The sequence below is a fragment of the Janthinobacterium sp. NFX145 genome (genome assembly GCF_049810325.1).
Lineage (GTDB): Bacteria > Pseudomonadota > Gammaproteobacteria > Burkholderiales > Burkholderiaceae_D > Janthinobacterium > Janthinobacterium rivuli.
In genome coordinates this window covers 5,893,732-5,913,227 of the sequence record NZ_CP187360.1, presented here as the reverse complement: position 1 = coordinate 5,913,227, position 19,496 = coordinate 5,893,732, and the positions used below count along the sequence as shown (strand labels likewise).

At 64.0% G+C, this 19,496-nt stretch carries 16 protein-coding genes; 6 read left to right on the top strand and 10 right to left on the bottom strand.

Going from position 1 to position 19,496, the window contains the following annotated elements:
• Positions 1-46: 46 nt before the first annotated feature.
• From ACPJXG_RS26565 to ACPJXG_RS26550, 4 genes are all read left to right on the top strand, one after another.
• Positions 47-2,452, top strand: coding sequence for a M1 family aminopeptidase (locus ACPJXG_RS26565; RefSeq protein ID WP_425252795.1), 2,406 nt, complete (start codon positions 47-49; stop codon positions 2,450-2,452).
• 118 nt (positions 2,453-2,570) lie between these two features.
• Positions 2,571-4,430, top strand: a complete 1,860-nt coding sequence (locus tag ACPJXG_RS26560; RefSeq protein ID WP_425252794.1) for a M1 family metallopeptidase — start codon at positions 2,571-2,573, stop codon at positions 4,428-4,430.
• Positions 4,431-4,452: 22 nt separating this feature from the next.
• Complete coding sequence (locus ACPJXG_RS26555; RefSeq protein WP_425252793.1) at positions 4,453-6,096, top strand: serine hydrolase; 1,644 nt, start codon at positions 4,453-4,455, stop codon at positions 6,094-6,096.
• 278 nt (positions 6,097-6,374) lie between these two features.
• The gene (locus ACPJXG_RS26550) at positions 6,375-6,569 is read left to right on the top strand and encodes a hypothetical protein (RefSeq protein ID WP_176387671.1); all 195 of its coding nucleotides are present in this window, start codon (positions 6,375-6,377) and stop codon (positions 6,567-6,569) included.
• 60 nt (positions 6,570-6,629) lie between these two features.
• On the opposite strand, the gene ACPJXG_RS26545 is transcribed toward ACPJXG_RS26550, so the two are convergent.
• Positions 6,630-7,457, bottom strand: a complete 828-nt coding sequence (locus ACPJXG_RS26545; protein WP_425252792.1) for a class I SAM-dependent methyltransferase — start codon at positions 7,455-7,457, stop codon at positions 6,630-6,632.
• An 88-nt stretch (positions 7,458-7,545) separates the two neighbouring features.
• Positions 7,546-8,205, bottom strand: a complete 660-nt coding sequence (locus ACPJXG_RS26540) for a pyridoxamine 5'-phosphate oxidase family protein (protein WP_425252791.1) — start codon at positions 8,203-8,205, stop codon at positions 7,546-7,548.
• Positions 8,206-8,314: 109 nt separating this feature from the next.
• Between ACPJXG_RS26540 and ACPJXG_RS26535 the strand changes: the two genes are divergently transcribed.
• Both ACPJXG_RS26535 and ACPJXG_RS26530 read left to right on the top strand, forming a co-directional pair.
• Positions 8,315-9,832, top strand: coding sequence for a PLP-dependent aminotransferase family protein (locus ACPJXG_RS26535; protein ID WP_425252790.1), 1,518 nt, complete (start codon positions 8,315-8,317; stop codon positions 9,830-9,832).
• Positions 9,833-9,863: 31 nt separating this feature from the next.
• A complete protein-coding gene (locus ACPJXG_RS26530) occupies positions 9,864-10,469 on the top strand; it encodes a hypothetical protein (protein WP_425252789.1) in 606 nt (201 codons plus the stop codon).
• 29 nt (positions 10,470-10,498) lie between these two features.
• Here the strand turns inward: ACPJXG_RS26530 and ACPJXG_RS26525 are convergent, their stop codons facing one another.
• The 8 genes from ACPJXG_RS26525 to ACPJXG_RS26490 all read right to left on the bottom strand — a co-directional run bounded on the left by ACPJXG_RS26525 (position 10,499) and on the right by ACPJXG_RS26490 (position 19,421).
• On the bottom strand, positions 10,499-11,278 hold the full coding sequence (locus ACPJXG_RS26525) for a spermidine synthase (RefSeq protein ID WP_425252788.1): 780 nt from the start codon (positions 11,276-11,278) through the stop codon (positions 10,499-10,501).
• 59 nt (positions 11,279-11,337) lie between these two features.
• Entirely contained in the window at positions 11,338-11,862 is a 525-nt protein-coding gene (locus ACPJXG_RS26520; RefSeq protein WP_099401279.1) for an FxDxF family PEP-CTERM protein, read from the bottom strand.
• A gap of 238 nt (positions 11,863-12,100) precedes the next feature.
• The gene (locus ACPJXG_RS26515; protein ID WP_225243007.1) at positions 12,101-13,432 is read right to left on the bottom strand and encodes a sensor histidine kinase; all 1,332 of its coding nucleotides are present in this window, start codon (positions 13,430-13,432) and stop codon (positions 12,101-12,103) included.
• Positions 13,432-14,784: a sigma-54-dependent transcriptional regulator gene (locus ACPJXG_RS26510; RefSeq protein ID WP_425252787.1), complete on the bottom strand. Its 1,353-nt coding sequence runs from the start codon at positions 14,782-14,784 to the stop codon at positions 13,432-13,434. The genes ACPJXG_RS26515 and ACPJXG_RS26510 overlap by 1 nt, the downstream gene beginning before the upstream one ends.
• 28 nt (positions 14,785-14,812) lie before the next feature.
• Positions 14,813-16,051 carry an ABC transporter permease gene (locus ACPJXG_RS26505; protein ID WP_035823992.1) on the bottom strand — a complete coding sequence of 413 codons (1,239 nt, stop codon included), beginning with the start codon at positions 16,049-16,051 and terminating at the stop codon, positions 14,813-14,815.
• Between the two features lie 28 nt (positions 16,052-16,079).
• Positions 16,080-17,402 (bottom strand): ABC transporter permease, encoded by a 1,323-nt coding sequence (locus tag ACPJXG_RS26500; RefSeq protein ID WP_035823994.1) that lies wholly within the window; start codon positions 17,400-17,402, stop codon positions 16,080-16,082.
• A 9-nt stretch (positions 17,403-17,411) separates the two neighbouring features.
• Positions 17,412-18,128, bottom strand: a complete 717-nt coding sequence (locus tag ACPJXG_RS26495) for an ABC transporter ATP-binding protein (protein ID WP_035823997.1) — start codon at positions 18,126-18,128, stop codon at positions 17,412-17,414.
• 27 nt (positions 18,129-18,155) lie between these two features.
• The gene (locus tag ACPJXG_RS26490) at positions 18,156-19,421 is read right to left on the bottom strand and encodes an efflux RND transporter periplasmic adaptor subunit (protein ID WP_099401443.1); all 1,266 of its coding nucleotides are present in this window, start codon (positions 19,419-19,421) and stop codon (positions 18,156-18,158) included.
• Positions 19,422-19,496: the final 75 nt, after the last annotated feature.

Genomic DNA, 19,496 nt, shown 5'->3' with positions numbered 1-19,496 from the left:
CGACTTAGAATGCAGTTCTGTCCACGACTCCCAGATGGAATGCGCCATGCCGGTCCTTGTCCGCTTGCTTGCCTTGTGTTTGACCCTGTTCGCTCCCTTGTCCGGCCTGTGCGCCGCGGCGCCCTTCGACGACAAGTTCCGCCAGCTGGAAGAACTGCTGCCCACGCCGAACAACTACCGCACGGCGTCCGGCGCACCCGGCCACGCCTACTGGCAGCAGCGCGCCGATTACGTGATTCGCGCCACGCTCGATGAGGAACGCCGCGCCATCACGGCCAGCGAACAGATCACCTACCACAACCGCTCGCCCGACAGCCTCGCGTATCTGTGGCTGCAGCTGGACCAGAATGGCTTGCGCCAGGATGCCGATCAGCGCCGCGTATTGAGCGCCCCATCGCGCCAGGCCTGGCTCAGTGGCAGCGAGGATGAAGCGCTGAAGTTCGAGGACTTGCGCGCCCTCCATGCGGGCCGAGAATTCGACGGCGGCTTCAAGCTCACCGCCGTGAAGGCGGCCAGCGGCAAGCCGCTGCCGCATGTCGTCAACCAGACCATGCTGCGCATCGATTTGCCGGCGGCGCTGGCGCCAGGCCAGAGCATCACGTTCAATATCGACTGGTCGTATCAGATCAATGACCAGAAGGTACTGGTCGAGCGCTCCGGTTACGAATATTTTGAAGACGACAAGAACACGATCTTCCAGATCGCGCAGTGGTTCCCACGCATGGCCGCGTATTACGACGCCGTCGGCTGGCAGCACAAGCAGTTCCTCGGCTCCGGGGAATTCACGCTGGAGTTTGGCGATTACGAGCTGTATCTGACGGTGCCGGGCGACCACGTGGTGGCTGCCACGGGCGAGCTGCAAAATCCTGCCGCCGTGCTGAGCTCCGTGCAGCGCGAACGCCTGGCGCGCGCAAAAAACAGCGATACGCCGCTGCTGGTGATCACGCCCGCCGAGGCGCTGGCGGCGGAAAAGGGCAAGGCGGCGGGGATGAAAACCTGGCACTTCAAGGCGGCCAATGTGCGCGACGTGGCGTGGGCGTCGAGCCGCAAGTTCATCTGGGATGCGCAGGGACTCGATAGCGGCGGCAAGCGCGTGATGGCCATGTCGTATTACCCAAACGAGGGCAACCCGCTGTGGCAGCAGTACAGCACGCGCGCCGTCGTGCACGCGATCGAGCAGTACAACAAGTACAGTTTCGACTATCCGTATCCGAACGCGATCTCCGTCAACGGCGCCGTGGGCGGCATGGAGTACCCGATGATTGCGTTCAATGGCGGGCGCCCCGTGAAGGACAAGAAGACGGGCGAACTCACGTACTCGAAGACGGCCAAATATGACCTGATCGGCGTGATCATCCACGAAGTGGGCCACAATTATTTCCCCATGATCGTCAACTCGGACGAGCGCCAGTGGACGTGGATGGACGAAGGTTTGAATTCCTTCCTGCAGTACCTGGCCGAGCAGGCGTGGGAAGAGCATTTCCCGTCGTGGAATGGCGAGCCGCGCAAGATCGTCGACTACATGCGCAGCCAGAACCAGGTGCCCATCATGACCAATTCCGAGTCCTTGTTGCAGTTCACGGCGAACGCCTACGACAAGCCGGCCACGGCCCTCAACATCCTGCGCGAGACCATCCTCGGGCGCGAACTGTTCGACTTCGCTTTCAAACAGTACGCCTTGCGCTGGAAGTTCAAGCGCCCGACGCCGGCCGACTTTTTCCGCACCATGGAAGATGCTTCCGGCACGGACCTGGACTGGTTCTGGCGCGGCTGGTTCTATACCACCGACGCGGTCGATATCAGCATCGACGGCATCAGCGAATATGGCGTGAGCACGAAGAATCCTGAAGTCGAGAAAGCGTGGAAGAAGGCGCAGAAGGCCGCGCAGCCGATCTCGATTTCGGACCAGCGCAACAAGGCGCTGCCGAAGAGGGTCGACATCGATCCCGCGCTGAAGGATTTTTATAACCGGCACGATGAATTCACGGTCACCAACAAGGACCGCAACAGCTATGCGGAAGAACAGGAAACGCTGGAACCGTGGGAGCGCAAGCTGCTGGAACAGCGCAACATGGGCAAGCATTTGTACCTGGTCGACTTTTCGAATCTCGGCGGCCTGGTGATGCCCTTGATCCTGGAAATCGAACTGAAAAGCGGCAAGAAGATCATCGAGCGCGTGCCGGCCGAAGTGTGGCGCTATGCGCCGCACAAGATCAGCAAGGTGATCGTCACGGACGAGCCGATGGTGGGCCTGGTGCAGGACCCGTACTGGGAGACGGCCGACATCGACACCAGCAATAACGCCTGGCCGAGAAAAATCACGCCATCGCGCCTGGAGTTGTTCAAGCAGGACCGCGACAAGAACAACCTGATGAAGGATGTTAATACGCCGCTGAAGGCGCCCGAGGCAAAGCCGGAAGCCAAGGCCGAGGCCAAGCCGGAAGCAAAATAGGGAAACAGCGCCGGCCGGTCCGGCGCTTTTTTCTGCCGGCCTGCGCCGGAAGTGCTATTCTGCGCGACGCCCCGGCGCACACGGACCGGGGCTTTCGCAAATCATTCAAAAGACGACCATGCAAACTTTGACCTTCCTGCGCGCGCTGGGCTGTGCGCTACTTTGCCAGGTGACCCTGGCCGCGCACGCCGACCCCCTCAGCTATGCGCGCTATGACCAGGTGCGCACGCGCGACCTGCAGCTAGACCTGAAAGCGGACTTCAAGCAAAAGACCCTCTCCGGCTATGCCGAGCTGTCCTTGAACTGGATCGATCCGGCGGCGCGCACCCTGGTGCTTGATACGCGCGATTTGTCGATCGCCAAGGTGCAGGTACAGGACAAGCGCGGCGCATGGCAGATGGCGCCGTACCAGCTGGACAAGGCCGACCCGGAAAAGGGCCAGGCGCTGCGCATCACCACCACGGGCCAGCCGGGCAAAGTACGCGTCTACTATCACACGGCGCCGAACGCCATCGCGCTGCAGTGGCTCACGCCGCAGCAAACCATGTCGGGCAAGCTGCCTTTCATGTTCAGCCAGTCGCAAAGCATCAATGCCCGCTCGTGGGTGCCGTCGCAAGATACGCCGGCCGTGCGCTTTACGTATAGCGCACGCATCGATGCGCCAGCGGGCATGCGCGTCGTGATGAGCGCCGAGAACGATGAAAAGGCGACGGGCAAGGGTGGCTGGAAATTCAGGATGCCGCAGCCGATTCCATCGTATTTGCTGGCCATTGCCATCGGCGAACTGGAAGTGCGCAAACTCGGTCCCCGCTCCGCCGTGTATGCGGAACCGCCGCGCATCAAGGCGGCCGAATACGAGCTGGCCGACACGGAAAAGATGATCCAGGCCGCCGAAGCGCTGTACGGTCCATATGGCTGGGGACGCTACGACATGATCGTGCTGCCGCCATCGTTCCCCTACGGCGGCATGGAAAACCCGCGCCTGACCTTCCTCACGCCGACCATGATCGCGGGCGACCGCAGCCTGGTCGACCTGATCGCGCATGAACTGGCCCACTCGTGGTCGGGCAACCTCGTCACCAACGCCTCGTGGAAGCACATGTGGCTCAACGAAGGCTTCACCACCTACGTCACCACGCGCATTGTCGAGCAGCTGTATGGCAGCGAAGTGGCGCAGATGGGCGTGCAGGTCGACCAGGAAGAGCTGGCCGCTGCGATCCGCGAACTGCCGGCGGCGAAAACGGCGCTGATCACGCGCGATGCGGACGCCAACCCGGCGGAAACGTACACGGACGACGGCATCATCTACCCGAAAGGCGCCTGGTTCCTGGCCACCATGGAGCGCCGCGCCGGCCGCGCCGTGTTCGATCCCTTCCTGCGCGGCTGGTTCGACCAGCACGCGTTCCAGAGCGTGACGACGGAGCAGTTCATCGCCTACCTGCGCAAGAACCTGCTGGCACAGCATCCGGACGTCATGCCGGAAGCGGAACTCGATGAATGGCTGTATGGCACGGGCGTGCCGGCCAGCGCGCAGCGCGTCGTTTCGCCGCGCCTGGCGCTGCTCGACCAGCATCGCGACGCCTGGCTCAAAGGCGAGCTGGCGACGAAGGACCTGGGCATGGACAAGTGGATCGCCATCGAATCGATGCACTTCCTGAACGACATCAACAACAAGGCCAGCGCGGCGCAATTGCGTGAGCTGGACCAGGCCTACGGCGTGGGCAAGAGCGGCAATAATGAAGTCGCGTACCGTTTCTACCTGGCCGCCGTGAACGCCGGCTACGACGTGCACCAGCCCTTGCAGGCATTCCTGATGAGCGTGGGCCGCCAGAAGTTCGTCGTGCCCCTGTACAGCGCCTTGATGAAGACGCCGCAGGGCCATGCCTGGGCCAAGGACGTGTATGCGAAAGCGCGCGAACGCTACCACCCGGTGACGCAGGAAAGCGTCGATAAATTGATGGCCGCGCAAGCGCATTGAACCTTCCTTGGATATCCTGACCATGTATACCATGAACCGTCTCGCCGCCGCCATCGTGCTGGCGTTTTCCAGCATCGCCGTGCCGGCGCTGGCTGTTGACGCGGCCCCCGTCGTTGCCGCCGCACCCACACCCGCATCCGCGCCCGCCTTCGATCTTGACCGCGACGTCGCCACCGCCCTGAAAGTGTTCGACGTGCCCGGCATGGCGATCGCCATCGTCAAGGATGGCAAAGTCATCACCGCCAAGGGTTTTGGCGTGCGCAAGCTGGGCGAACCGGCGGCTGTCGACGCGCAGACCCTGTTTGAAGTGGCATCGAACTCGAAAGGCTTCACGGCCGCCGCGCTGGCCATGCTGGTCGACGAAGGCAAGCTGGCCTGGGACGATCCCGTCACCAAGCACCTGCCCGGCTTCCAGATGCACGATTCCTACGTGACGGGCGCCATGACCATCCGCGACCTGCTGACGCACCGCAGCGGCCTGGGTCTGGGCGCGGGCGACTTGCTGTGGTGGCCGACGACGACCTTCAGCACCGACGAGATCATCGAGAAGCTGCGCTACATCCGTCCGGCCACGAGTTTTCGCAACAGCTATGCCTACGATAACCTGCTGTACATCGTGGCCGGCAAGATCATCGCCGACAAAGCGGGGAAAAGCTGGGGCGAGGCCATGCATGAACGCATCCTGGCGCCGCTGGGCATGACGGGCACCACCACCAGCCTGGCTGAAAATGCGGGCAAGCCCGACGTCGCCAGTGCGCACAGCAAGATCGACGGCAAGATCGCCGCCGTCAAATCGATGCCCGTGCCGAATGCCGTGGGCGCCGTCGGCATCAACACGAATGCGGAAGATATCGCCAAGTGGATGATGGTGCTGCTCGACGGCGGCAAGATCGCCGGCGTGAAGGACAAGGATGGCAAGGACGCGCGCCTGTTCAGCGAAAAGCAGGGCCGCGAAATGTGGACGGCGCAAACGCCGATCAAGATTGCCGAGCCGAAGCCGGCATTGGCCGCCACGAAACCGAACTTCAGCGCGTATGGCCTGGGCTTTCAGCTGCGCGACTACAAGGGCATGAAAGTGGCCATGCACGGCGGCGCGCTGCAGGGCTTTTATTCGCGCGTGGTGATGGTGCCGGAAGCGAAACTGGGCGTGGCCATTCTGACCAATGCGGAAAATGGCGGTTCCATGACGGCGCTGCAATGGCGCATCCTCGACCATTACCTGCAGGCGGCGCCGTCGGACTGGCTGGCGCTGGTGGCCAAGGTGGAGCAGGACCAGCATGCGGAAGAGGTGAAAAAGCAGGGCAAGGCGTCGAGCGCGCGCGCGGCGAAATCGCAGCCGTCGCTGCCGCTGGCGGCGTACGACGGCGAGTATGAAGATGCCTGGTACGGCAAGGTCGTGATCAAGCCCGAGGGGAAAAAGCATATCCTCAGCTTCACGCGCACGCCGGACCTGACGGGCGAGCTGGAACACTGGCAGCACGACACCTTCATCGTGCGCTGGAAAGAGCGCAATTTCAACGCCGATGCCTACGTGACGTTCTCGCTCAATCCCGATGGCAGCATCGACAGAGTAAAAATGGCGCCCGTGTCGGCCGAGACGGATTTCAGCTACGACTTCCAGGACCTGAGCCTGGTGCCGGTGATGCCGAAGGAAGTGAAGAAATAAGGTATCGATACCAAAACCGCAGCCTGTGCTGCGGTTTTTTTTCGCCTGTTTCCATGCAAATGCGCGGCAGGAGGGCGGCGGGCCGGTTTTTATTCCATGAAATGGGATGAAAAAGAAACGTTATCTTGTTTTCTTGTTTGCGTATTTACTAACTTTTTAAGGTGGTACTATTTCCATGCGCCATGAAATTCGTCTGTCGACAGGCGGTTTCTGGCGGCTGACGTCTTTGTCTTCCAGTGGTTTTATATAACGACTCAACTCTTGGGAATGGGATAAAAATGATCAATGTGAAAAAAGCCGTATTTGTCTTTTGCGCCGCCGTCGGTTTTGCCGGCGCCATCAGTTCTTCCGCGTTTGCCCTGCCAACCCGTGAAACCTGCGAGGAAGCCTACACCGCCTGCGTAACGGATGGCGATGCCAATGCCTGCACCCTGGTCAAGCGCCTGTGCGGCGTGTACGGCATCTACCTGTAAGACGGCATTCCAATCCGTGGTCGGGCGGCGCGCCGGAGTGGTGCGCCGCCGTTTGTTTTGCTATGGCTTGACGAACTTCAGGGTCATGCGGTCGCTCTCGCCGATGGCCGTGTACTTGGCCCGATCGACATCCTTGTTGGCGTAGGTCGGTGGCAGCGCCCAGACGCCGCCCTGGTGGTCCGCCTTGTCTTTCGGATTGGCGTTGATGTCCGACTTGGCCGCCAGTTTGAAGCCAGCGCCTTCGGCCAGCTTGATCACATACGCTTCATGCATGTAGCCGCTGCTGGCCGTGGCGTCCTGCGCCTGGCTCACCGGCAGGCGGTGCTCGACGACGCCGAATACGCCGCCTGGTTTCAGGCTGTCATACACTTCCTTGAACAGGGTCTGCATGCCCGCCTCGCCGATCGGTATCCAGTTGTGGATATTGCGGAAGGTGAGCACCATGTCGGCCGTGCCCTTGGGCGCGATGCGGTAGGTGATCGGTGGCGCGAAGGCGCCGAGTTCCACCTTGCCGAAAGCAGCGGGATTGGCGTCGAGTTTTTGCTGGAAGCGCGCCGCGCCACGGCGTGCGCCTTCGCTGGCGGATTGGGGATCGTTGCCGGCGGCGATCAGCTTGCCGTGGTCGCGCAGGTAGGGCGCCAGGATCTCCGTATACCAGCCGCCGCCAGGCGCCAGTTCCACCACCGTCATCGTCGGCTTGATGCCGAAGAACGTCAGCGTTTCATACGGGTGGCGGGCGCCGTCGCGCAGCGTGTTGGCCGGCGTGCGCGCACTGCCGGCGATGGCTGCCTTCAGGGCCGCGTCGCCCGCATCGGCGGCCAGTGCCGCGCCGCTGCTGCCACAGGCCAGCATGACCGTCAGGGCCGCGGCCAGGGATACTCGCTTCATCATCATATGCTCCATGCGTGATTGGATCGGTTGGTCAATTGGTGGCGATCGCCATCAACGCCGATCATCGGTCAAGCACGCTGGCCGGTCAAGCGGATTCCGTCCCCCATGCGGCGGCATACGCGGGCATGTCGCTGGTGTTGAGCGCATCGGCGATGGCCGCGCCACGGCCGTGTGTAAACGGCAGTTCGCCCGTCCAGACGGCATGCGCCATGTCGTCCGCGTCGTCGAGCGGGCCGCCTTTGCGCTGCTTGACGGCGTATTCGTCGAGCGCGATGCGCAGCACGGTGGTGGCCGCGTATTCCTTGGCGCTGCCGCCGCGCACCTGCCCAAGGCGGCCCGGAATCAGCTTTTCCATCAACGCATCCATGGCCGCATGCTGCTGGCCGATGTCGCTGACTTTTTCAAACTGCCCGTACACCATCGCCGAGCGGTAGTTCATCGTGTGATTGAAGGCGGAGCGCGCCAGCACCAGGCCGTCGAGATGGGTCACCGTCACGCACACGTCGGTTTCGCGCAGCAGCTGCTTGAGCATGCGGCTGCCGTTCGAACCATGGATGTACAGGTGGCCACCGATGCGCCAGCAGGCGGTCGGGATGCAATGGTTTCCGTGCTCGTCGTGGAAGGCGATATGGCACAGGTAGGCGGCGTCGAGGATGGCGTGCAGGGTGGCTTGCTCGTAGCTGGCCAGTTCGGCGACGCGGCGCACGCGGGTACGGGGGCTGGGGGGCAGGGCGGTAGCGGTCATGGCGGAAGTCCCGTTGGTTGAAGAGAAAGGCCGCACTATAATCGGCATCTGGCCCTGAAAAAAGATCCAGAAGTGAGAAATAATTTAGAGCCACAAGGTAAGGAGGCACATGGATTTTGCTTTGCTGCTGAACGCGTTCGAGTGCACGCACCGCGAGCGGGGCTGGCCGCGCCAGCGCCTGCTGCATGAATGCCTGCGCGCGGCGATCCGCAGCGGCCAGCTGGCGCCCGGCACGCGTCTGGCCGCCACGCGCGTGCTGGCCGCCGAACTGGGGTTGGCGCGCAATACCGTGCTGTACGCCTACGAGCAATTGGCCAGCGAAGGGTTTGTCTTGCCGGACCGGCGCGGCACCGTCGTCGCTGGCAGCGCCGGGGTGCCGGTGGCATCGTCGGTGAGCGTTGGCCATGATGGATTATCGTGCCGGGCCCGGCATTTGCGCGGCGTGTCGGGACAGGATGCCAGCGCGGCGCTGGTGTTTCCCGCCGACGCCATGGGGGCGTTCGCGCCCGGCGTGCCGGCGCTCGACGAATTCCCGCTGGCGCAGTGGCGCCGCATGCTGGACCGCGCGTGGCGCGCGCTGACGCCGCGCCAGCTCAATTACGGCGATCCTGCCGGCGAGCCGCAACTGCGCATGGCCATCGCCGAGCATTTGCGCGCCGCGCGCGGCGTCGTCTGCGATGCGGGCCAGGTGTTCATCACGGACGGCACGCAGAGCAGCCTCGATGTCTGCCTGCGCGCCTTTGCCGACCAGGGCGATACCTTGTGGATCGAGCATCCCGGCTATGGCGGCGCGCTGGCGGCGGGCCGTGGCGCCGGCTTGCAAGTGACCGGTATCGCCGTCGACATGGATGGCATCGCGCCGACCGATGACGACTGGCGCGATACGCCGCCGCGCCTGATCTACACGACGCCGTCGCACCAGTATCCGACGGGCAGCGTGCTCAGTCCCGCGCGCCGCATGGCGCTGCTCGAACGCGCCCGCGCGGCCGGCGCCCTGATCATCGAAGACGATTACGACAGCGAGTTTCGCCATGGCGGCCCGCCCCTGGCCGCCATGCAGGGACTGGTGGCCGACGCCCCCGTCGTGTACCTGGGCACCTTCAGCAAGACCATGTTTCCCGCCTTGCGCATCGCCTTTATCGTCGTGCCGGCCGCGCTGGCCGGCGCTTTCGCGCAGATGCAGGCGCAGGGCGCCGCGCGCGGACGCGTGGCCGAGCAGCTGGCGCTGGCCGAGTTCCTGCGCAGCGGCCTGTTTGCGCGTCACGTGCGCCGCATGCGCCGCCTGTATCGCCAGCGCCGCGACGCCTTGAGCGAAGCCTTGCAGCGTTATGCGTGCGGCGGCGCGGCCATCCATGGCGGCACGGCCGGCATGCACCTGGCGCTGCGTTTTCACGATCGCGCATGGGATGACCTGGCGTTGAGCCGCAGCGCCGCGCAGGACGGCATCGTGGCGCTGGCCCTGTCCGCGCATGGCACGGGCGAGGGGACGGGAAAAGAGCCAGGCTGGAACGGTTTCCTGCTCGGTTATGCGCAGGTGCCGGCCGAGAACATGGATGGCCTGGCGCGCCGCCTGGGCGCAGTGCTCGCGCAAGCTGGCGCGGCTGGGCAGGCGAAGCGGTCACAATAGGGCTCTTGCCAACCCAATCAGAATACTGCCCATGATACTGAGCTGGAAAGCCCCGATTTATTACAATGACAAACTCACCGGTTCCTACGACAAGGAACATGGCTCGTATGAGACGGCAGGATCGAACTTCGACTACCTGGACCTGCTGCAGGGGGCGCCTTTTCCGCCCGGCATGGACAAGCCACCCGTGCATTTTGCCTGTCCCAAGGAGCGGCTATTGAAATATGACTGTCTGTGGCTGCTCGGTGAGGTGCCGCTGGTCTCGGCCCTCCTGGCCGAATTCCTCGCCGGCGCCGCAGGCCAGGACGTGGAATTGCTCGCCCCCGCCTGCATCATGGCGGGCGGTGAACTGGTGGCGCAGCCGTTTTACATCGTCAATGCGGCGCAACGCGTACAGACGGTGGACCTCGCGCGTTCAATCGCTGAAAAAGATGACAAGGGCAACATCATCTATTTTACGAGCAGGTTTTTCCGCGACGATGCCATGGCGCCCAGGCAGGTCGCCAGGGATGCGCAATCGGGCGACCTGTTGATCTCCAGCGAGCTCGCTGGCCTGATGAAGGCCGCGCGCTTCAAGGGGGGCAAGAAGCTGGGGTTTTATCGCGCCGAAGGGCGGTGGGAAGAGGCTCTTGAATGAGATCGCACGGGCACCGCGCCTGATGGGGCTTACTGCTGGTCCTGCATCCACTGCTTCAAGCCGTTGACCCAGTTCTTGGCGGGCAGGTTGAATTGCTTCTTGATGGTGGCGGCGCGTTCGTATAGCTCGCTGAAGTCGAGCGATGGCGATTTTTTGAAAGCGAGAACGACGATGTTTTCATCTTCCACTTCCGGCACCCACACGACGGCGTCGAACACCAGTTCCATCGCCTGCAAATTCTTGTCATAGTTGGGGAAGTCGCCGAAGACATTCGTGCACATGATGCCGTCGTCCGTCAGACAGTCGAAGCAGGCCTGGTAGAACTCGGGCGTGTCGAGCACGGGGCCGCGCGCGTCTTCATCGTACAGGTCCACTTGCAGCGCGTCGACGGTGCCGTGGTTGGCCGGATCGAGCACGAAGTCGAGCGCATTCATTTCACGCACATCGAGGCGTGCGTCGTTCGGCGGCAGCGCGAACTGGGCGCCGCAGATGGCGATCACGTTCGGATTGAGTTCGATGGCCGTGACCGAGGCGTCGGGGAAGCGGCGGTAGCTGAATTTGGTCAGCGCGGCGCTGCCCAGGCCCAGCTGCACGATGCGTCTGGGCTGCGTCTTGAACAGCATCCACATCATCATCATCTGCACGTATTCGAGCTCGATGGTGTCGGGCTTGTCCAGGCGCATGGCGCCCTGCACCCATTTGGTCCCCAGGTGCAGATAGCGGATGCCGCGGTGTTCGGTGGTGGTGGCCGGCGGGTGGCCAGGGTGGCTGAAAGCGGTATGGCTGGTGGAGGTAAAGTCGGTCGTCATGGCGCCAGTTTAGCAGCCGGCCGAAAAAAAGACGCCGCAGCGTCTTTTGGGTGGGAAGCTCAAGATTGCTTGCGGCGCCGTGCCAGGAAGCCCAGTACGCCCAGGCCGGCCAGCAGCATGCCATACGTTTCCGGTTCGGGAACGGGGGCCAGGTTCAGGTTGAAGGTGCCGCCATAGCTGCCGCCATTGCTGTTGCCCATGACGGTGAGGACCATCGGACCGTTGAACAGCAGGCTGGTTTGCGCCAGCACTTCGCCCTGGGCATAGCCGAAGACGGTGGGGCCGCCAAAGCCCGTCAGGGCGATGCCGTTCAGGTCGGCGCCGCTGAAGTTGATGGAGGCCGCATCGCTGCCGGTGACCGACAGGTTGGCCAGGAAGGCTTGCGCGGTCGAGCCGAAAGTCGCGTCGGGAGTGAAGGTGAAGGTGTCGGTAAATTCACCGAGCGGATTGGGCGTGGCGTTGAAGCCGCCCGTCCACAGGTTGCCGGTGGTGTTGCTCAGGTCCACGTTATACGCTGTCGCCTGCGCTACGCCGATGGAAGCTGCGCTCAGGAGCGCCACTGCGATGAGTGATTTCAGTTTCATTTTTATCCCCGCGAAAAAACGATTGATGTTTCAAAAAAACCGTGCCGCTCAGATAAATTATCGCCAGGACATTTCATTGTCAATGAGCTATTTTTATATCATTATGCAAACTTAAATAGCTTATTTCTAACACACGGGCATGGCGCTCGCGATGTTGCAATATTAAAAACTCTAATTATCAATATAATACTGAAAAATAATTGCGGAGCATGTGATCAAAAATTCGTTGCACGGGAAATTAATTTCCAGTCAGTAATGGAAGGATCAAGGTCACCGCCAGGCCGCCGCCCTCGCGGTTGGCCAGGGTGATGCGCCCGCCATGGGCTTCGGCGATTTCGCGCGCCAGGGCCAGGCCCAGTCCCGTGCCGCTGCGCTTGGTGGAATAAAACGGCACCAGCGCGTTTTCCAGCACGGCGCCGCTCATGCCCGGGCCGCGGTCGCGCACTTCGATGCGCAGCTGCCCTTGCGCCTGGCTGACGTGCAGGCCGATATGCTCCTCACGCGAGCCCGATTCCAGTGCATTCTTGAGCAGGTTCAGCAGCGCCTGCTGCATTTGCGCCGCATCGAACACGGCCTCCTGGGCGGGTGGTATGCAGTCGAGCGTGAAGGCCGCCTGCGAGGCCAGGCCGTCGAGGAACGGCTGCCACTCGCACGGCGCCAGGCGCGGCGTGGGCAGCTTGGCAAAGCGCGCATAGCCGAGGATGAAGGTTTCCAGGTGGCGCGTGCGTTCCTCGATGGTGGCGAGGATTTGCGGCAGGCGTTCGGTCTGGCCGCGGCGTACCAGCTCGGCGCCGGAATGGGCCAGCGAGGCCAGCGGCGCCAGCGAGTTGTTGAGCTCATGGCTGATGACGCGGATGACTTTTTTCCAGGTCTGCACTTCCTGGCGCCGCAGTTCCAGGGTCAGCTGGCGCAACAGCAGCAGTTCGTGCTTGCGCCCGTTCAGGCTGAAGCTGCGCCGCGCCAGGTGATACACCTCTTCCTGCTCCCCCTCGCCGCTGGTAAACAAGCCATCGCTGGCGCGCGCCAGCGCTTCGGCCAGGGCCGGTGATGCCTCGCGCACGATATCGGCCAGGTGGCGCCCTTCGAGCCGGCGGCCGTGGTGCAGCAGCTGGCGCGCGGCTAGGTTGGCGTAGACGATGGCGCTGCCCTCGGCCACCAGCAGCATGGCCACCGGCGTGTTTTGCACCATGGTGTCGAGCAGCAGTTCGCGCTGCACCAGCTCCAGGCGCTGCTTGCGCAGCACGTCGCCCAGCGCATTGTGGGCCGCCACCAGGTCGGCCAGTTCATCGTTCTGCGGCCAGCGCAGGCTGAAGCCGAAGTCGCCGTCCTGGTAGCTCGTCACCGTGCCGCTCAAGGCGCGAAACAGCGACAGCATCGATTGCAGCTGGGCGCGGATGGTAATGATGGCCACCGGCAGCACGCACAACAGGGTACCAGCCAGCACCAGCAGCGGCTGGCCCGGCAAAAAATGCGCGAGCAGCAGGGCGATGACGATGCCCAGCACCAGCAGGGTGACGATCAGCGCCGTCCAGCGCGTGAGCAGGGAGAGGCGCATGGGACGATAGGCCATCAGCCGCGCGCGATACCCAGGCGTTCCATGCGCCGGTACAGGGCCTGGCGCGACAGCCCCAGTTCCTGCGCCGCCTGCGCCACCACGCCGTGCGCGCGCGCGAGCGCCGCGGTGACGCTGTCGCGGTCCGGCTCCGTCGCGGCGCCATCGTGCGGCGCGCGCGGCGATGCGACACCGGCCAGCGGCAAGCCCGTTTCCTGCGCGCCGATCACCGGGCCGGCCGTCAGCAGGCTGGCGCGCTGCATGACGTTTTTCAGTTCGCGCACGTTGCCCGGCCAGCCGTGCGCCAGCAGGGTCGCCTGCGCCTGCGCGTCCAGGGTTTTGTCACTGCCCAGGAAGTGCCGCGCCAGCACCAGGATGTCGAGCGGACGCTGGGCCAGTGGCGGCAGGCGCAGTTCGATCACGTTCAGGCGGTAGAACAGGTCTTCGCGAAACGTGCCGGCCTTGATCATCGCCGGCAGGTCGGCGTTGCTGGCGCTGATGACGCGCACTTTCACTTGCCGTTCGCGGTTCGAGCCGAGGCGCTCGAAGCGTCCCGTTTCCAGCACGCGCAGCAGTTTCATTTGCCCGGCCAGCGGCAGGTTGCCGATCTCGTCGAGGAACAGGGTGCCGCCGTCGGCCGCGTCGAACTTGCCGTCGCGCGCGCGCGTGATGCCCGTGTAGGCGCCCGCTTCCGCGCCGAACAGTTCCGCCTCGATCAGCTCGACCGGCACGGCACCGCAATTAAGCACGACGAAGGGGCCGCCGGCGACCTGGGAATTGGCTTGCACGATGGCGGCGATGCGCTCCTTGCCGCTGCCGTTCGGCCCCGAAATGAGCACGGGCACGTCGGCGCGCGCCACCTGGCACGCCAGGTGCACGACGCGCTCCGTGGCCGGGTCTTGCCACACCATGCCGCGCAAGTCGAAGTCGAGTTCCAGCGCGTGGCGCTGGCGCTGCTCGGCCACCACGCGCTGGCGCAGCGCGCGGTTGGCCTGTCCCAGTTCCAGCAGGTTCTGCACGGAAGCGATCAGGCGCCGGTCATCCCATGGCTTGGCCAGGTAGTCGGCCGCGCCGGACTTGATCAGGTCGACGGCCGCGTCGAGCTGGGTCCAGGCCGTCAGCAGGATCACGGGCAGATCCGGGTAGCGCGCACGGATGGCGTGGAACAGCGCGCTGCCTTCCTCGCCCGAGGTGGTGTCGGCCGTGAAGTTCATGTCCTGCACCACCAGGTCGATGGCGTGGCGCTCGAGCAGCTGCAGGCCTTCCTCGGGCGAGGCGGCGCGCACGGCGTCGATCTCGTGCAGGGAGAACAGCACGTCGAGCGCGATGGCCACGGCGGCATTGTCGTCAATAATCAGTACGGTAGGCATGCGCGCAGCATATCACTCAGGTGCCGGCTCAGGTACTGCGGGTGGCAGTGGCCGGCGAAATGCTGGCCGCGCGCCATGCCGGGCCGTACACGGCGCCCACGCCCAGCAGCCAGAACACGAGTGCGCCGGCCAGCAGATAGACGGGTGGCAGGCGGGCCATTTCCAGCTGGCTGACCAGCAACTGGTTCAAGCCCAGGGCCAGCAGCACGCCGCAGGCCACGCCGACGCTGGTGATCATGAAATTCTCCGTCAAAAAATAGCGCAGGATGTCGACGCGGCGGGCACCGAGCGCACGCCGCACACCGATCTGCTTGCGGCGCTGCGTCACCCACAGGCTGGCGATGCCGACGATGCCGCTGGCCGTCACCAGCAGCAGCAGGGTCGACACGGCGATCAGCATCCATGACAGGCCGCGGTCGGCCCGGTAGCGTGACGTGCGGTGCTTTTCCAGGGTATCGGTGCGTACCAGCAGGCGGTCGCTGGTGGCAGTGCGGATGGCTTGCTCGGCCTCCTTCATCAGGCGGTCGCGCTGGCCCGGTTCGGCGCGCACCGCATACAGCAGCGAATCGCGCCCGCCCGTCAGGCGTGCCGGCATCAGGATCGAATATTCGCCTTCGGCCTTGACCTGGCCCACCTGCGTCTGCAGCCGTTCAACGACGCCGACCACGCGCAGTTCGGGATCATCGGCCCCGTTGCCCCGGTACAGCGTCTTGCCGACAAAGCTGGTTTCGCCTGGCCAGATTTTTTGCGCCGCGGCCAGCGTCACGATGGCCACTGTGGGGTAGCGGTCGTCGACATCTTCATCGATCTCGGGTACCTCCTCAGGCAGGAAGTCGCGTCCTTCCACCAGCTTCAAGCCATAGGTCTTGACCAGGGCATCGGGGGTGACGTAGGTCGAGATGTTGGCGCTGGGCGTGACCTGGCTGCGCTTGGCCGACACGCTGGTGGAGTTGCCGGAGCGCGACAGCACCGCCTGCGACGTTTGCGCCACCGACAGCACGCCCGGCAAGGCGCGCAGCAGGGCCGCCTGGCGCTTCTGTTCGGACAGCTGGCGCTGGTGGTTGCCGCGGTTCATGTTCTGGATATGGACATAAAAAATATCGTTTTCAGCGGCCACGCCGGTGGGCCGCGCGGCCACGGCCTGGCGCAGGTTGACGATGTGCAGGGCGTTGGCCAGGATGGCCAGGCTGATCGCGATCTGCACGGCCACCAGGATGGCGCCGGTTTTGCTGCGCATCAGCGCCGACAGGATGGGACGGATTTCCATGCTGGACCTCATGTTGGGTAAAGGATGTTCATTGGGATTTGAGCTGGATCGCCGGCGTCACCTGGCAGGCGCGCCAGGTGGGCAGCAGGCCGGCCAGCAGGGCCGCCAGCACCGACATGGCAAACGTCAGCAACAGCATCGGCACATCCATGTGCGCCACGGTGCCCAGTTCCTTCGACTGCTGGCTGACCACGGCCAGCGCGCCAAACGCCAGCAGCAGGCCGATCACGCCGCCGGCCAGGCCGATCACGCCGCTTTCGATCAGGAACTGGCGGAAGATGTCGCGCCGCGTGGCGCCCAGCGCGCGGCGGATGCCGACTTCGCTGGCGCGCACGGAAAACTTTGCCAGCAGCAGGCCGATGGTGTTGACCAGGCATAGCAGCAGAAAGCCGAAGGCCAGCCAGGCCGCCAGCTTGTTGTCGTTGTCGACCACCTTCAGGAAGGCCATCCATTCGTTCAGGTCGTACAGCTTGTTGGGCGCATTGCGCATCATGCGTCCCAGCTTGCGCTGCTCGCCCGCATAGGCATCCAGATACTGCTGCAACTGGCCACGCTCGCCGCTGCTGGCCATCTCGAACCAGAACTGCAGCCAGGTGCAGCCCGAAGCGAGCCTGCCCTGGTAGCCGGGTGCGTTATTGTCGCCGTTGCAGCTCATGCCACCGTCGTGTTCCGTCTCGTGGCGAATCGCGCTGGCAAACGGGATGAAGAATTCGTCTTCCGCGCCGAAAGCGCCCTTGCTGCCGATGATGCGGTGCGGGCGTGGCACCACGTCCCAGGTCGCCAGCACACCCGTCACCATGTAGGGCCGGCCCAGCACCGTCACGCGCTGGCCGACCGGGTTGTTCGAGCCCACCAGTTTTTCAGCCAGCGCGCGGCTCAGGACGATCACGTCGGCGCCGCTGGCGTCATCGGCTTCGCTCCACGGCTGGCCGTACAGGAAGGGGGCGTCGAACATGCTGAAAAAATCGCGCGTGGGCGCAATGCCCTGGGCATTGAAAGACCCGATATCCTTGCGCGCCGGCTCGACCGGACCGGCCACGCCGTACATGACGGTACGGCGCACGCCCATCTTGCTGGCCATGAAATTGCGCGCATCGATATAGCTCATCTGGGCTTGCGAGAAGCCGGGCTTGTCGCCGGGGACGTAGCCTTTGACGGGCAGGATGTCGATCATCGGCACGAACATGCGGTCGCTCTTGTGCGGCAGCGGATCGCCCGACATGGCGTGCAGGATGGTGACGGTGGAGACGCTGGCGGCCACGCCGACGGCCAGGGTCAGCACCATCAGCGCCGTCAGGGCGCGGTTGCGGCGCAGGCTGCGCAGGCCCAAGGTGAAATAGTAGCGGAACATGGTTTCTCCTTACGCTGTCACGGGGTGCTGCGGCCTGGCCGACAGCGTGGCGCGGTGCTGCACCAGATCCGACACCTGGCCGTCGATGATGTGCACATTGCGCTGGCTGCGCAGCGCCAGTTCCGGATCGTGCGTGACCATCAGGATGGTGGTGCCTTGCGCGTTGATGTCTTCGAGCAGTTCCATCACGCCGCGCGCCATCTGCGTATCGAGGTTGCCCGTCGGTTCATCGGCCAGCAGCAGCTTGGGCGAGCCGGCCAGCGCGCGCGCGATCGCCACGCGCTGCTGCTGGCCGCCCGACAATTCGGCCGGATAATGCTTCATGCGCGACGCCAGTCCCACCTTGGCCAGTGCTTCCTCGATGCGCTCCTTGCGTTCGGCGCGGTTGAAGCCCCGGTAGCGCAGCGGCACGTCGACGTTGTCGAACAGCGACAGGTCGGGAATCAGATTAAAACCCTGGAAGATGAAGCCCAGCTTTTCATTGCGCAGGCGCGAGCGGGCATTGTCGTCCATGCCCCGGACGTTGACGCCGTCGAGGATGTATTCGCCGTCCGTGAATTCCTCGAGCAGGCCGGCGATGTTCAGGAAGCTCGTCTTGCCCGAGCCGGACGGCCCCGTGACGGTGACGAATTCACCTTGTCGCACATGGATGTCGAAGCCGCGCAGGGCGTGGGTTTCGATCATGTGGGTGCGGTAGACTTTGCTCAGGTTTTGCATGCGCAGCATGGAGGGCTCCTGGTTGGATGAGTGTTGTTAGTTGAGCGAGACGCGGGCCGCGTTCTCGAAGTTTTCCGTGCCGGCGACGACCACCTTGTCGCCCAGCTTCAAGCCGTCGAGGATTTCCACGGCCGACACGCTGGTCGCGCCCAGCTTGATCGGTGTGCGCATCGCCACGCCATCGCGCACGACGTAGGCGAAACGGCCGCCTTCGGCTTCGACGAAGGAGCCGCGCGCCAGCATCAGCACATTCGGTTTTTCATCGATCAGCAGGCGCGCCGCCACGCGCTGGTTCTGGCGCAGGCCGGCCGGCTGCTCGCCGTCGAAACGCACGCGCGCCAGCACCTGGTTTTTCACCACTTCCGGCGACAGCGCCGACAGCTTGCCGGTCGCCTTGATGACGCCCGTTTCGATCTCGGCGCGCATGCCCAGGCCGATGTCGGCGACATACGTTTCCGGCACCTCGAGCTCGATTTCCAGCTGCGACAGGTCGACCAGGGTCATCAGGGCCGTATTGGCTTGCACCACGCTGCGATTGGCCACCGACAGGGTGCCGATGAAGCCGTTGACGGGCGCGCGCACGGTCAGCTCGTCGACCCGGCGCTGGGCATTGTCGCGGCTCAGGCGCTGGCGTTCGAGTTCATTGCTTTTTGTTTTCAGGGCCAGGGTCACGTCTTCGCTTTCCAGGCCTGCCGCCTGCGAAGCGTGCTTGCTGCGGATATCGGCCGAATTCAAGGCATCCTTGGCCTTCTGGTAATCGATCTTGGCGATGATGCCCACCTGCGCCACGCTTTCGTAGCGTTCCAGCGTGCGCTGCGCGGACAGGCGCTCGATTTCGGCCGTATCGGCTTCGCGCCGCGCCAGCAGTTTCTGCTTCTTGGCCAGGATCTGCTGGCGCGCCACTTCCGCCTCCAGCTGCTGCACGCTCGATTGTTCGCGCTTGAGGGCGTCGGACAGGTCCGGCGACTCCAGCACGGCCAGGATGTCGCCCTTTTTCACCGTGTCGCCCGCCTTGGCTTTCAGCGTGACGGTGGCCACCGTGGTCGAATAAAGGGTCGGGCTGATCGAGGCGACCACGCGGCCAGTGACGGCCGCGTCGCGGATCAGGGTGCCGCGCGTGACCTCGGCGATGCGCAGGCGGCTGCTGTTGACGGAATGCTCGCTGTTGCGCCAGCCGGCAACGACAGCGATGGCGGCACCGATGACGATGACGGCGCCGGCCAGCAGCAGGGCGCGTTGCTTGTGGCGCTGGCCCGGCGGGGCGGTCAGTACGGCGTCTTGGGAGGAAGTATCGCGGATCATGGTCATGTCTCGTGAAGGATGCATTTTCCAATGCACGATCCGTGCCAGTGATTAAGCCGTTGATTTGAATAGAAA